We start from the raw sequence: 13,614 nt of genomic DNA on the forward strand, positions 1-13,614 counted from the left end.
TTGATAGGCCGGATCTGGAAGCACCGTGAGGTGTGGAGGTGACCGGTACTAATAGGCCGAGGGCTTGTCCTCAGTTGCTCGCGTCCACTGTGTTGTTCCCAGACAACGAACAGTTGTGCTGGCTGAACAGTTTCACTTATCAATTGAAGAGTGTGCTAGTTCGCCGCCCTGTTCTTACGTCCCTTGCGAGGGATGTCTGAAAGGGTTTCGGTGGTCATAGCGTGAGGGAAACGCCCGGTTACATTCCGAACCCGGAAGCTAAGCCTTACAGCGCCGATGGTACTGCAGGGGGGACCCTGTGGGAGAGTAGGACGCCGCCGAACTATTATTGAGAGGACCCTTGGTCCCGGCACACATGCTGGGACCAAGGGTCCTTTTCTATTTCCAGAACTTTTCTCGGAGCGCGCCGGCACCCCGGCTGCGCGAGAATGACTGCGGTACCGAAGACAGGAGCCCACCGATGCCCACCAACTCTCCCGACGAGCGACCCGAGCGCGACCAGCGCCGCCGGGACAGTGGTGATCGGGGCGGGTACCGCGGGAACACCGGCGGGCCGCGTCGCGATCGCCGCGATGACCGTCCCTCGTACGGTGACCGTGACCGTGGGCCTCGTCGTGATGGCGACCGTCCCCCCTTCCGCCGCGACGACCGTCGTGACGACAGGCGCGATGATCGCCGTGACGATCGTCGTGATGACCGGCCCTCGTACGGTGCTCGGCGTGACGACAACCGTGGTGGCGGGTTCCGCGACCGGCGTGATGACAACCGCGGTGGCGGCTTCCGTGGGCGGGATGACCGTCCCTCGTACGGTGACCGTGACCGGGACCGTGGGCCTCGTCGTGATGGCGACCGTCCCCCCTTCCGCCGCGACGACCGCCGCGATGACCGCCGCGACGACCGTCGTGACGACCGGCCCTCGTACGGTGCCCGGCGTGACGACAACCGCGGTGGCGGCTTCCGTGGGCGGGATGACCGTCCCTCGTACGGTGACCGTGACCGGGACCGTGGGCCCCGGCGCGATGGCGACCGTCCCCCCTTCCGCCGCGACGACCGCCGCGATGACCGCCGCGATGACCGGCGCGATGACCGCCGTGACGATCGCCGTGATGACCGGCCCTCGTATGGTGCTCGGCGTGACGACAACCGTGGTGGCGGGTTCCGCGACCGGCGTGATGACAACCGTGGTGGCGGCGGTTACCGCGACCGGCGTGACGACCGCCCCTCGTACGGCGACCGGGACCGGGACCGCGGGCCCCGGCGCGACGGCGACCGTCCCCCCTTCCGCCGCGATGACCGCCGCGACGACCGCCGCGACGATCGCCGTGACGACCGGCCCTCGTACGGTGCCCGGCGTGACGACAACCGCGGTGGCGGCTTCCGTGGGCGGGATGACGACCGTGGTGCGCGTGGGCCGCGGCGGGACGACCGTGGTGGGCGGCCCGGTGGGCTCCGTGGGCGGGACGACCGTCGTGATGACCGGCGGGACGACCGGCGCGGTGGTGGCTTCCGTGGGCGGGACGAGCGGGACCGTGAGCCGATCAAGCGGCTGCCGATTCCCGAGGACGTCTCCGGGTTCGAGCTCGACAAGGGCGTACAGCAGGAGCTTCAGTCGCTGCCCAAGGGGCTGGCCGAGGATGTCGGCAAGAACCTGGTGATGGTGGCGCGGCTGATCGACGAGGACCCCGAGGGCGCCTACGCGTACTCGCGGATCGCGCTGCGCCTCGCCTCCAGGGTCGCCGCCGTGCGCGAGGCCGCGGGCTTCGCCGCGTACGCGAACCAGAAGTACAGCGAGGCGCTCGCCGAGTTCCGCGCCGCGCGGCGCATGACCGGCAACGTCGAGCTGTGGCCCGTCATGGCCGACTGCGAGCGAGGGCTCGGTCGGCCGGAGAAGGCGCTCGACATGGCCGGGGCGCCCGAGGTGGCGAAGCTGGACAAGGCCGGGCAGGTCGAGATGCGGCTCGTCGCGGCCGGGGCACGGCGGGACATGGGGCAGCTCGACGCCGCCATCGTCACCCTGCAGAGCCCCGAGCTCGCCTCCAACTCCGTACAGCCGTGGACGGCGCGACTGCGCTACGCGTACGCCGACGCGCTGCTCGCCGCCGACCGTGAGGGCGAGGCGCGCGAGTGGTTCGCCAAGGCCGTCGAGTCCGACAAGGACGGCAGCACGGACGCGTCGGACCGGCTGGCCGAGCTGGACGGGGTCGAGTTCGTCGACGCCTTCGACGAGGACGAGGCCGCCGAGGACGGTGCCGCGCCCGCGCAGGCCGACGAAGAGCGGCGTGACGAGCAGGACCAGTAGGGACTGCTTCGAGCGGTGAGTGACGGGCGGGTCCCTTCGGGGGCCCGCCCGTCAGTCGTCGGTGAGGGTGCGCAGGACCAGACCCGTCGCCGGCTTCGGGCCGAACGAGGTCGACTTGCGGGGCATCGTCACGCCCTGCCGCGCCAGCTCGCGGACGACGTCCTCGCGCACCGGGTGCATCAGCACCGCCGTACCGCCGTCACGACGCGCCTTGTCGACCGTGGCCTCCGTGTCGTGGATGTACGCGATGTCGGCCGGCGAGTCCTCCGGGATGCCCCAGACGTGGGCGAGGAGCGTCGCGTGCAGCACCGTCGCGTCCAGCGTGCGCCAGGCCTCCGGACGGTCCGCGCGGATCGTGCGGGCGAGAAGGGCCGGATCGGGGCGGTCCAGGAGATGGAACGTGTCCGAGGTACCACCGGCGAGCAGAAAGGCGTTGCCCTCCGCCGACGCCCGCGCCAGTGCCTCCATGGCGTGCGGAACGGGGCCCTTGACCTCCCGTACGCGGAACGAGCCGTCCGCCCTGGCCAGGGCCTCGTCGAGCGGGAGCCGGTTGAGGAGGCGGTGGATGGCGCGGACCCGCAGCGGGTACTTGGCCGTGTCGACCAGGAGCACCAGGCCGTAGTTCCACGGAGAGGCCGCGGACGCCGGGTGTTCCGTACGCAGGCGCAGATAGGTGGCCCAGCGGTGGTGGCCGTCGGCGATCAGAGCCTGGTGGGAGCCCAGGTCGGTGTGGATGTGCGCGAGCTCCGCCGGGTCGGTGACGGCCCACAGACGATGGTCGTAGCCGTCCTCGGTGGTCGTCGCCAGGAGCGGGGGCTGCCGCACGGTGCGCTCGATGACGGCCGAGGTGCCCGTCGCGCCGCCGTTGCCGCGGTAGGTCAGCAGGAGCGGCTCGAGGTTCGCCTCCGTGGCGCGCATGACGCCCGCGCGGTCCTCGACGACGTGCGGCATGACGCCCTCGTGGGGCAGCACGACGCCCTCCGCCGCCTCGGACAGGCGCAGGGCGCCGATGACACCGCGCTGGAGCATGTCGCCGCCCCGCTGTTCGTAGACGTACAGCGCGGGATCCGGGTCGGGGGCGAGGACGCCCTCGGTGAGCCAGTGCCGCAGGGTGGCGGCCGCCTGGGCGTTGCGGGCGCCCGGGTCCGTCGCCTGCGGCAGGATCAGCCGGACGATGTTGAACGGGTCCGCGCTCTCCAGATGGAGCAGCCCGTCGGGGCGCACGACGACGTCGTACGGGGGTGAGGTCACGGCGGCGAGGCTGCCGACCCGCTCGGGGACGTACCGCACACCCCTGAACGGCATCAGGTCCAGGCCGTGGTTTCCCGTCTGTGCCGTGCGACCTGCAGTGTTCATTCGAGCATCGTACGAGTGTCGGTGCGGTGAGGGATGATCGGGGAGTGGGATCGAACGAGGAGCGATACGTAATGAGCCAGAGTGAACGCGGGGCGGCCGGCAGCGGCACGCGAGTGCGGCCCGAGGGCAGTGCGCGGGCGTTGAGCGAGGCCTATGACACCGCCCTGCTCGATCTGGACGGGGTCGTCTACGCGGGTGGCCGCGCCATCGACCACGCCGTGGACGCGCTGGCCACCGCGCGGGACGGCGGAATGGGCCTCGCGTACGTGACGAACAACGCGCTGCGGACGCCGGACGCCGTCGCCGAGCACCTGAGCGAGCTCGGGATCCCGACCGGGGCCGAGGACGTGATCACCTCCGCCCAGGCCGTCGCCCGGCTGATCAGCGAGCAGGTGCCCGAGGGGGCGCGGGTGCTGGTGATCGGCGGTGAGGGGCTGCGGGTCGCGCTGCGCGAGCGCGGTCTCGTGCCGGTCGAATCCGCTGATGACGACCCCGCCGCCGTGGCCCAGGGGTACGGCGGGCCCGACCTGACGTGGAGCCGGTTCGCCGAGGCCTGCTACGCGATCGCGCGGGGTGTTCCCTGGTTCGCGTCCAACACCGACCTCACTATCCCGAGCGGCCGCGGCATCGCGCCGGGGAACGGAGCGGCGGTCGAGGTCGTCCGGATCGCGACGGGTGCCGATCCGCAGGTCGCCGGCAAGCCGCTGCCGCCGATGCACCGCGAGACCGTGCTGCGGACCGGGGCCAGGACGCCGCTCGTCGTCGGCGACCGGCTCGACACGGACATCGAGGGGGCGTTCAACGGCGGGGTGGACTCGCTGCTCGTCCTCACCGGAGTGACCGACGGAGCGCAGCTGCTGGCCGCGCCGCCGGAGCACCGGCCGACGTACGTCGACCGCGATCTGCGCGGGCTGCTGCGCGGACAGCCGGACGTCGAGGAGGCGGACGGCGGAGTGCGCTGCGGCGGCTGGACCGCCTCGGCCGGGGACGGGCACCTCGAGCTGAGCGGGGACGGGGACCCGGTCGACGGGCTGCGGGCGCTGTGCGGAGCCGCCTGGGGGGCCGCCGGGGACGGAGTCTGTGAGCTGGACTCTGTGAAGGTGTTGAAGCGGTTGGCGGAGGCGGGGCTTTAGGAACGCGCTGACGGGTCAGGCGTGGGGGACAGGGCCTGGGGGCCTGGCCCCCAGGCTGGTCACGACGATCCCCGCACCCCTGGGTAGCGGGAGGATAGGCTAACCTAACCTCGTGTTGGTCGAGAGTCCCCCAGAAGCCGGAGCGCAGACCGCTCCCGCGCCCCCCGGCCGTCGTACGACGATCCGTACCGTCGTGCTGTTCGCGTCGGTCCTCCTGCTGGTCGCCGTCGCGGTGGCGAGCATCGCCGTGGGCGCCAAGTCGCTCACGTTGGACCAGGTGTGGCACGGCCTGTTCCACGACACCAACACCTACGCGGACGTGGTCGTCGGGGAGCGGGTCTCGCGCACCGTGCTCGGGCTGCTCGCCGGGCTCGCGCTGGGGCTCTCCGGCGCCGTGCTCCAGGCGCTCACCCGCAACCCGCTGGCCGACCCCGGCATCCTCGGCATCAACATGGGGGCGTCGGCCGCCGTCGTCACCGCCATCAGCTTCTTCGGCGTGACCTCGCTGAGCGGCTACGTGTGGTTCGCGTTCGCGGGCGCGGCCGCCGTGGGCGTGCTGGTGTACGTGCTCGGGGGGACCAGGAGCGCGACGCCCGTACGCCTCGCGCTCGCCGGTACCGCCGTCGCCGCCGCGCTCTCCGGCTACGTCTACGCCGTGATGATCACCGACGACGTCGCGCTGAACCGGATGCGGTTCTGGCAGGTCGGCTCGCTGGCCACCGCCAGCATGCACACGATCCAGCAGGTGTGGCCGTTCATCGCGGTCGGCTCGCTGCTCGCGCTCGGTCTGGCGCGGCCGCTGAACGCCATGGCGATGGGCGACGACACCGCGCGGGCGCTCGGCGCGCACCTCGGACGGACCCGCGCCCTCGGCATGCTCTCCGCCACCCTGCTGTGCGGCGCGGCCACCGCGGCCTGCGGTCCCATCGCATTCGTCGGCCTGATGGTGCCGCACATGGTGCGCTCCTTCACCGGACCCGACCAGCGCTGGCTGCTGCCGTACTCGGCGGTCCTGTCACCGGTGCTGCTGCTCGGCGCCGACGTGCTCGGCCGGATCGTGGCCCGGCCCTCCGAACTCCAGGTCGGCATCGTCACCGCCGTCATCGGCGCACCCGTCTTCATCGTTCTCGTACGACGCCGGAGGATGGCCCAGCTGTGAAGTCCACCAAGGCGGTCCGCACCCCGGGCGGACTCTCCGTACGGCTCGACCCGCGCACCGTCGTCGTCGTGGCCGTCCTCCTCGTCGCCGTGCTGGCCGCGAGCGTCGTGCTCATCGGCACCGGCGACTTCCCGATCCCCGCGATGGACGTGCTGCGCACCCTGGCCGGGCACGGGAACGCCGGCCAGGAGTTCATCATCAACGACCTGCGGCTGCCGCGGGTCCTCGTCGGGCTGCTCGTGGGCGGCGCGCTCGGACTCTCCGGCGCGCTGTTCCAGTCCATCTCCCGCAACCCGCTGGGCAGCCCGGACGTGCTCGGGCTCGGCCAGGGCGCCACCGCCGGTGCCCTCGTGATGATCGTGATCTTCGGCGGCAGCGCGGCCCAGGTCGCCCTCGGCGCGCTCGTCGGCGGTCTCGTCACCGGCGTCGCCATCTACGTACTCGCCTGGAAGCGGGGCGTGCACGGCTACCGGCTCGTGCTCGTCGGCATCGGCGTCTCCGCCTTCGTGACCGCCGTCAACGGCTATCTCCTCACCAAGGCCGACTTCGTCGACGCCGCCCGCGCCACCGTCTGGATGACCGGATCGCTCAACGGACGCGACTGGACCCAGGTGTGGCCGCTGCTGATCATGTTCGTCGTCATCGCGCCGCTCGTCGCCTGGTACGGGCGGCCGCTGCGGATGCTGGAGATGGGCGACGACGCCGCCGGCGCGCTCGGCGTGCCCGTCGAGCGGACCCGGCTGCTGCTGCTCGCCGCCTCCGTGGTGCTGACCGCGGCCGCCACCGCCGCCGCGGGGCCGGTGACCTTCGTGGCGCTCACCGCCCCGCAGATCGCCCGCCGCCTGACCAGGTCGCCCGGGCCGAACCTGCTGGCCGCCACCGCCCTCGGCGCCACCCTGCTGATCGTCGCCGACCTGGCGTCGCAGCGCGCGTTCGGTGCCGACCAGCTGCCCGTGGGCGTCGTCACGGGTGTCGTCGGCGGTGCCTATCTGCTGTGGCTGCTCGTCACCGAGCGCAAGGCGGGGCGGATTTGAGCCCCGGTATTCGTACGAACCAAAGGAGCACCGCCGTGAACAGGCTGATAGCCGACGACGTGACCCTCGGATACGACCAGCGCGTCATCGCCGAGAAGCTGTCCGTCGAGATCCCCGACCAGTCCTTCACGGTGATCGTCGGCCCGAACGCCTGCGGCAAATCCACGCTCCTGCGCGCCCTGTCGCGCATGCTCAAGCCCAGCACCGGCCGGGTCCTGCTCGACGGCAGCGTCATCCAGTCGATGCCCGCGAAGAAGGTCGCCAAGACGCTCGGTCTGCTCCCGCAGTCCTCCGTCGCGCCCGACGGCATCACCGTCGCCGACCTCGTCGCCCGCGGCCGCTACCCGCACCAGGGGCTGCTGCGCCAGTGGTCGCCCGAGGACGAGAAGGTCGTCCACGAGTCGATGGAGTCCACCGGCGTCGCCGAACTCGCCGACCGGTACGTGGACGAGCTCTCCGGCGGTCAGCGCCAGCGCGTGTGGATCGCCATGGCGCTCGCCCAGCAGACCCCGCTGCTGCTGCTCGACGAGCCGACCACCTACCTCGACATCCAGCACCAGATCGACGTCCTGGACCTCTGCGCCGACCTCCACGAGGAGCAGGGCCGCACCCTCGTCGCCGTGCTGCACGACCTCAACCACGCCGCCCGGTACGCGACGCACCTGATCGCGCTGCGTGACGGCGAGGTGATCGCCGAGGGCGCGCCCAAGGACATCGTCACCGCCGACCTCGTCGAACGGCTCTTCGGGATGAAGTGCCAGGTCATCGACGACCCGGAGACCGGCACGCCGCTGGTGGTCCCCGCGGCGCGGCAGGCCCGCGGCAAGCGGGCCGCGCAGGCCGCCGCCCCCGTGGAGGTCGCTAAAGCAGCGTCCTGAGGCGCAGCAGGTCGCGGAAGGACGCCTCCAGCTTCACGCGGCCGGCGGCCCACGCCTTCGCGAAGTTCAGCCGCCCGTCCACCATCGCCACGAGATCGTCGCCCGTCATCGCCAGCCGGATCTGCGCCTTCTCGGCCGGAGGACCGGGGCGGGTGCCGACCACCGTGATCCGGCCGTCCTCGAGACGGCCGGCGAACGTCGTGTCCAGATCTCTGATGTGGCAGCTCAGCGAACGGTCCAGGGCGACCGCGGCGCGTACGTCGCCGTCCGCGCCGGCCATGGTGTCCGCGAGCCTGCCCAGTGCCTCCCGGCACTCCTCAATCGTCGCCATCGTGATCGACGGTACACCGGCGCCACGAGGTAGCGTCTGGGCATGAGCGAGACACCCGCCGCCGAGGCCCCGGTTCCCGCGGAACCGTCGTACGACCCCGCGGCACCCGCCCCCCTCGGCATCGAGCGCACCGTCACCGGCAACGCCGAGGTCGACGCGCAGCTGGAGCGGCTCGGCGATGTGGACCACCTCGCGGCGGACGGACACGTCGAGGTGTACGAGGATGTACATCAGGGCTTGCGATCAGCGCTGACGGCACTGGACGCACGGCCCCAGCCTTCACCCTCGTACGACAACAGGAGCTGAACCGACCGTGGCAGGTGTGACACGTCGCCGCCTCGACGCCGAACTCGTCCGCCGCAAACTGGCCCGCTCGCGCGAGCACGCCAGTCAGCTGATCGCCGCGGGGCGGGTCAGCGTCGGCAAGACCGTCGCGACCAAGCCCGCGACCCAGGTGGAGACGGCCGCGGCCATCGTCGTGCAGCAGGACGACAGCGACCCCGAGTACGTCTCGCGCGGCGGGCACAAGCTGGCGGGCGCCCTGGCGGCGTTCCTGCCGCAGGGGCTCGTGGTGGAGGGCCGGCGGGCCCTGGACGCCGGGGCCTCCACCGGCGGCTTCACCGACGTGCTGCTGCGCTCCGGCGTCGCGCACGTCGTCGCCGTCGACGTCGGGTACGGGCAGCTCGCCTGGTCGCTGCAGAGCGATGAACGCGTCACCGTCAAGGACCGTACGAACGTGCGCGAACTGACGCTGGAGGCGATCGACGAGGTGCCCGTGGACGTGGTGGTGGGAGACCTGTCCTTCATCCCGCTCGGCCTGGTGCTGCCCGCCCTGGTGCGGTGCGCGGCACCCGACGCCGACCTGGTGCTGATGGTGAAGCCGCAGTTCGAGGTGGGCAAGGAGCGGCTGGGCAGCGGCGGTGTCGTGCGCAGCCCCGAGCTGCGGGCCGAGGCCGTGCGCGGGGTCGCCGCGCAGGCGTATCGGCTCGGCCTCGGCGTGCGGGGCGTGACCGCGAGCCCGCTGCCCGGTCCGTCCGGGAACGTCGAGTACTTTCTGTGGCTGCGTGCCGGTGCGCCCGAACTGGACCCGGCCGATGTCGACCGTGCAGTGGCGGAGGGGCCGCGTTGACCGAGACCCGAGCTCGTACTGTTTTCCTGCTCGCGCACACCGGACGGCCCGCGGCCATCCGCAGTGCCGAACGCGTCGTCGAGGGCCTGCTGCGCAGCGGCCTCGGGGTGCGGGTCCTGGAGTCCGAGGCATCGGACCTGCCGCTGCCGGACTCCGTGCAGCTGGTGAAGGAGGCGACCCCGGCCTGCCTGGACGGGTGCGAACTGCTCATCGTGCTCGGCGGGGACGGGACGCTGCTGCGCGGCGCCGAGTTCGCCCGCGCCTCCGGAGTGCCGATGCTCGGGGTGAACCTGGGCCGCGTGGGCTTCCTGGCGGAGGCCGAGCGCGACGACCTGGACAAGGTCGTCGACCGGGTCGTCACCAAGGAGTACGAGGTCGAGGAGCGCATGACGATCGACGTCGTCGTGCACCGCAACGGCGATGTCGTGCACCAGGACTGGGCGCTCAACGAGGCGGCCGTGCAGAAGACCGAGCCCGAGCGGATGCTGGAAGTCGTCCTGGAGATCGACGGCCGGCCGGTGACCGGATTCGGCTGCGACGGCATCGTGTGCGCCACCCCGACCGGATCGACCGCCTACGCCTTCTCGGCGGGCGGGCCCGTGGTGTGGCCCGAGGTCGAGGCGCTCCTCATGGTGCCGATCAGCGCCCACGCGCTGTTCGCCAAGCCGCTGGTCACCTCGCCGAACTCGGTCCTGGCCGTCGAGGTGCAGCCGCACACCCCGCACGGGGTGCTGTGGTGCGACGGACGGCGGACCGTCGAGCTGCCCGCGGGCGCTCGGGTGGAGGTGCGGCGCGGGGCCGTGCCGGTGCGGCTCGCCCGGCTGCACCACGCCGTGTTCACGGACCGGCTCGTGGCCAAGTTCGCCCTGCCGGTGGCGGGGTGGCGCGGGGCGCCGCACTAGATTCCCCGCCAAGGCCGCCGGACGGGCCCTCAGGGCCCGTCCGCGCCAATGGGGGCTGCGGGGCCCGGACGGGCCCGTGCGCGGCCAGGGAGCGGCCCTGCCGGAAGCGGCCCGTCCCGGGGCACACGCACGGGTGACAGGGGCCTCGCACCACCTGCTGGTTCGGCCCCGGGGGCCGGGGCCCGTCGCACGGACGGCCCCCGACCTCGTAAGGTCGTGTCCGTGTTGGAGGAGATGCGGATACGGTCGCTCGGAGTCATCGACGACGCGGTGGTCGAGCTGTCACCCGGTTTCACGGCGGTGACCGGTGAGACCGGCGCGGGCAAGACCATGGTCGTCACGAGCCTCGGGCTGTTGCTGGGCGGGCGGGCCGACCCCGCGCTCGTACGGATCGGCGCGAAGCACGCGGTGGTCGAGGGGAGCGTCAGGGTGCCGGCCGGTTCCGGCGCGGCCGCACGGGCCGAGGAGGCCGGGGCCGAGCTGGAGGACGGTGTGCTGCTCGTCAGCCGTACCGTTTCCGCCGAGGGGCGCTCGCGGGCCCACCTGGGCGGCCGCTCGGTGCCCGTCGGCGTACTCGCCGAACTCGCCGACGACCTCGTCGCCGTGCACGGCCAGACCGACCAGCAGGGGCTGCTCAAGCAGGGGCGGCAGCGGCAGGCGCTCGACCGGTACGCCGGGGACGCCGTCGTGAAGCCGCTCGCCAAGTACACGGGCGTGTACAAGCGGCTGCGGGCCGTCGGCGCCGAGCTCGAGGAGATCACCACGCGCGCCCGGGAGCGGGCGCAGGAGGCCGATCTGCTGCGGTTCGGGCTCGACGAGATCGCCGCCGTCGAGCCCCGCGCCGGTGAGGACGTCGAGCTGGCCGAGGAGGCGTCGCGGCTCGGCCACGCCGAAGCGCTGGCGTCCGCCGCCGCGGCCGCGCACGGCGCGCTCGCCGGAAATCCCGAGGACCCGGAGGGCGTGGACGCCCAGACCCTGGTCGGCGGCGCCCACCGGGCGCTGGAAGCCGTCCGTGCGCACGACTCCGCCCTCGGTACGCTCGCCGAGCGGATCGGCGAGGTGCAGATCCTGCTCACCGACGTCGCCGCCGAACTCGCCGGATACGCGGACGACTTGGACGCCGACCCGCTGCGGCTCGCGGCCGTCGAGGAGCGCCGCGCCGCGCTGACCGCGCTCACGCGGAAGTACGGCGCGGACGGCGGCGGCACCGAGGCCGTACTGACCTGGGCCGAGCAGAGCTCCGCGCGCCTGCTCGAACTCGACGGCGACGACGAGCGGATCGACGAACTGACGGCGGAGCGCGACGCGCTGCGCGGCGAACTCGGAATCCTCGCCCAGGAGTTGACCCATGCCCGGGTGGAGGCGGCCGCACGGTTCGCCGCCGCCGTCACCGAGGAGCTGGCCTCGCTGGCCATGCCGCACGCCCGGATCTCCTTCGACATCCGGCAGACCGAGACCGACGCCGGTGACGGGGTGGAGGTCGACGGACGGACCGTGGCGTGCGGGCCGAGCGGTGCCGACGAGGTGGAGCTGCTGCTCGCCCCGCACCCCGGGGCCCCGCCGCGGCCCATCGCCAAGGGCGCCTCCGGCGGTGAACTCTCCCGCGTGATGCTCGCGGTCGAGGTCGTCTTCGCCGGGACCGACCCGGTGCCCACCTACCTCTTCGACGAGGTCGACGCCGGGGTCGGTGGCAAGGCGGCCGTCGAGATCGGTCGGCGCCTCGCCAAGCTGGCCAAATCGGCGCAGGTCGTGGTCGTCACGCACCTGCCGCAGGTCGCGGCGTTCGCCGACCGGCAGCTGCTCGTCGAAAAGACGAACGACGGATCGGTCACCCGTTCCGGCGTCACCGTGCTCGAAGGGGAGGACCGCGTACGGGAGTTGTCGCGGATGCTCGCCGGGCAGGAGGACTCCGAGACTGCGCGGGCGCACGCGGAGGAGCTGCTGGCGGCCGCCAGGGCCGATGCGTGAGTGCTCCGCCGGGGTGCGGGTGGGCGGCCTCGGGCTTCGTCGTGGCTGGGCGCGCAGTTCCCCGCGCCCCTGAGGGGCGCACTTCGCGCGCCCCCGGGGGAGAGGGCAACATGGAGGGTGTCAAGTCACCCATGTGAGTGGTCCGGTGTGCCGTGTTGCCCGGACTCGTGCGGTGCGAGACCGTGAGCGGTGCCGGAACGCCCGTACGGGCTGGCATCCTTGGCACCGCAGGCGCAAGCATCCCGGACCTGCACCCACCGCACCTATCGACCAGGAGCCCGGTCACGTGAGCCACGTGAGCAGCCACGCACCGCACGGACAGACGCCGCTGCGCACCGTGCAAGTGCTGGGCGGCGGCAGTGCGGGCAGCAGTGCCCATGTCCGGTCCCTGACGGCCGGGTTGGTCGCCCGCGGCGTGCGGGTCACGGTCTGCGCGCCGTCCGAGGCCGAGCGCGCGTACGGGTTCAGTGACGTCGGCGCCCACCATCTTCCGGTACCGCGCAGCAGCGACCCGGCGTCCGTCGCCGCGCTCCGCGTGGCCTGCGCCGACGCCGACCTGGTGCACGCCCACGGGCTGCACGCCGCGCTGCGCGCCTCCCTCGCGCTCAGCGGCCGCCGGATCCCGCTCGTCGTCACCTGGCACACCCGGTCCTACGCCGAAGGGGCCCGGGCCCATCTGCTGCGGATGCTGGAGCGGCGCGTCGCCAGGGCCGCGTCCGTCGTCCTCGGTACCTCGTCCGACCTGGTCGACCGGGCCCGCAGGCGCGGCGCCCGGGACGCCCGTCTCGCCGCCGTCTCCTTCCCGCCGCCGCGCCGCCCCGAGCCGTCCCACGAGGACGACGCCGAGCGCGCCCGGCACAAGACGCGGGCCGAACTGGGCTCGGTGGGACGCCCGTTGCTGATGTCGGTCGGCACCCTGGAACGGCACCGCGGCTACGAGGTGCTGCTCGACGCCGCCCACGCCTGGCTCGATCTGGACCCGGCGCCGCTCCTCGTCATCGCGGGGGAGGGGCCGCAGCGCGGCGCCCTCCAGCGCCGGATCGAGGCCGAGGGCCTGCCGGTGCGCCTCGTCGGCCGCCGGGACGACGTCGCCGAACTGCTGCACGCCGCCGACATCGCCGTCCTGCCCAGCAGCTGGGAATCCCGCTCACTGCTCGCCCAGGAGGCTCTGCACGCCCGTGTGCCGCTCGTCGCCACCGACGTCGGCGGCATCCCCGAACTCGTCGGGGACGCGGCCGAATTGGTGCCCTACGGCGACGCGCCCGCCCTGGCCCGCGCGATCGAACGACTGCTCACGGACCCCGAGCGCTGCGCCCTGCTCCGCGACGCGGGCACCGCGCAGGCCGCCTCCTGGCCGACCGAGGACGCGACGGTCACCCAAGTGCTGAGCGTGTACGACGAGTTGACCGGCACCTTCTGACAGCG

General features: G+C 72.8%; 13 protein-coding genes and 1 rRNA gene. 12 read left to right on the plus strand and 2 right to left on the minus strand.

What is annotated here, in order from left to right; all coding sequences use genetic code 11:
* Positions 1-206 precede the first annotated feature (206 nt).
* The 3 genes from rrf (at position 207) to ABT127_RS07100 (ending at position 2,299) form a co-directional block, all read left to right on the plus strand.
* Positions 207-323: ribosomal RNA gene (gene rrf / locus ABT127_RS07090) — 5S ribosomal RNA — on the plus strand.
* Positions 324-572: 249 nt separating this feature from the next.
* Positions 573-1,655, plus strand: a complete 1,083-nt coding sequence (locus ABT127_RS07095) for a hypothetical protein (RefSeq protein ID WP_351446260.1) — start codon at positions 573-575, stop codon at positions 1,653-1,655.
* Positions 1,547-2,299 (plus strand): hypothetical protein, encoded by a 753-nt coding sequence (locus ABT127_RS07100; RefSeq protein ID WP_351446222.1) that lies wholly within the window; start codon positions 1,547-1,549, stop codon positions 2,297-2,299. Before ABT127_RS07095 ends, ABT127_RS07100 begins: the two co-directional genes overlap by 109 nt.
* Positions 2,300-2,350: 51 nt before the next feature.
* Here the strand turns inward: ABT127_RS07100 and ABT127_RS07105 are convergent, their stop codons facing one another.
* Positions 2,351-3,655, minus strand: a complete 1,305-nt coding sequence (locus tag ABT127_RS07105; RefSeq protein ID WP_351445454.1) for a DUF1015 family protein — start codon at positions 3,653-3,655, stop codon at positions 2,351-2,353.
* Between the two features lie 71 nt (positions 3,656-3,726).
* Here ABT127_RS07105 and ABT127_RS07110 point away from each other — a divergent pair, with 71 nt between their 5' ends.
* The 4 genes from ABT127_RS07110 (at position 3,727) to ABT127_RS07125 (ending at position 7,859) form a co-directional block, all read left to right on the plus strand.
* Positions 3,727-4,788: an HAD-IIA family hydrolase gene (locus tag ABT127_RS07110; protein ID WP_351445456.1), complete on the plus strand. Its 1,062-nt coding sequence runs from the start codon at positions 3,727-3,729 to the stop codon at positions 4,786-4,788.
* Between the two features lie 112 nt (positions 4,789-4,900).
* Positions 4,901-5,947: a FecCD family ABC transporter permease gene (locus tag ABT127_RS07115; protein WP_351445458.1), complete on the plus strand. Its 1,047-nt coding sequence runs from the start codon at positions 4,901-4,903 to the stop codon at positions 5,945-5,947.
* A complete protein-coding gene (locus ABT127_RS07120) occupies positions 5,944-6,981 on the plus strand; it encodes a FecCD family ABC transporter permease (protein WP_351445460.1) in 1,038 nt (345 codons plus the stop codon). The genes ABT127_RS07115 and ABT127_RS07120 overlap by 4 nt, the downstream gene beginning before the upstream one ends.
* Entirely contained in the window at positions 6,978-7,859 is an 882-nt protein-coding gene (locus ABT127_RS07125; RefSeq protein ID WP_502971653.1) for an ABC transporter ATP-binding protein, read from the plus strand. Before ABT127_RS07120 ends, ABT127_RS07125 begins: the two co-directional genes overlap by 4 nt.
* Here the strand turns inward: ABT127_RS07125 and ABT127_RS07130 are convergent.
* Positions 7,843-8,190 carry an SCP2 sterol-binding domain-containing protein gene (locus ABT127_RS07130; protein ID WP_351445464.1) on the minus strand — a complete coding sequence of 116 codons (348 nt, stop codon included), beginning with the start codon at positions 8,188-8,190 and terminating at the stop codon, positions 7,843-7,845. The genes ABT127_RS07125 and ABT127_RS07130 overlap by 17 nt on opposite strands.
* A 42-nt stretch (positions 8,191-8,232) precedes the next feature.
* Here ABT127_RS07130 and ABT127_RS07135 point away from each other — a divergent pair, with 42 nt between their 5' ends.
* From ABT127_RS07135 to ABT127_RS07160, 5 genes are all read left to right on the plus strand, one after another.
* Positions 8,233-8,496, plus strand: coding sequence for a hypothetical protein (locus ABT127_RS07135; protein WP_351445466.1), 264 nt, complete (start codon positions 8,233-8,235; stop codon positions 8,494-8,496).
* 7 nt (positions 8,497-8,503) lie between these two features.
* A complete protein-coding gene (locus ABT127_RS07140; protein WP_351445467.1) occupies positions 8,504-9,319 on the plus strand; it encodes a TlyA family RNA methyltransferase in 816 nt (271 codons plus the stop codon).
* Entirely contained in the window at positions 9,316-10,221 is a 906-nt protein-coding gene (locus tag ABT127_RS07145; RefSeq protein WP_351445469.1) for an NAD kinase, read from the plus strand. Before ABT127_RS07140 ends, ABT127_RS07145 begins: the two co-directional genes overlap by 4 nt.
* 234 nt (positions 10,222-10,455) lie before the next feature.
* Positions 10,456-12,189, plus strand: coding sequence for a DNA repair protein RecN (gene recN / locus ABT127_RS07150; protein ID WP_351446224.1), 1,734 nt, complete (start codon positions 10,456-10,458; stop codon positions 12,187-12,189).
* 286 nt (positions 12,190-12,475) lie between these two features.
* On the plus strand, positions 12,476-13,609 hold the full coding sequence (locus ABT127_RS07160) for a glycosyltransferase family 4 protein (RefSeq protein WP_351445473.1): 1,134 nt from the start codon (positions 12,476-12,478) through the stop codon (positions 13,607-13,609).
* The last annotated feature ends 5 nt before the right edge of the window (positions 13,610-13,614 follow it).

It is taken from the genome of Streptomyces sp. NPDC001904 (assembly GCF_040297005.1).
Taxonomy (GTDB): Bacteria; Actinomycetota; Actinomycetes; order Streptomycetales; family Streptomycetaceae; genus Streptomyces.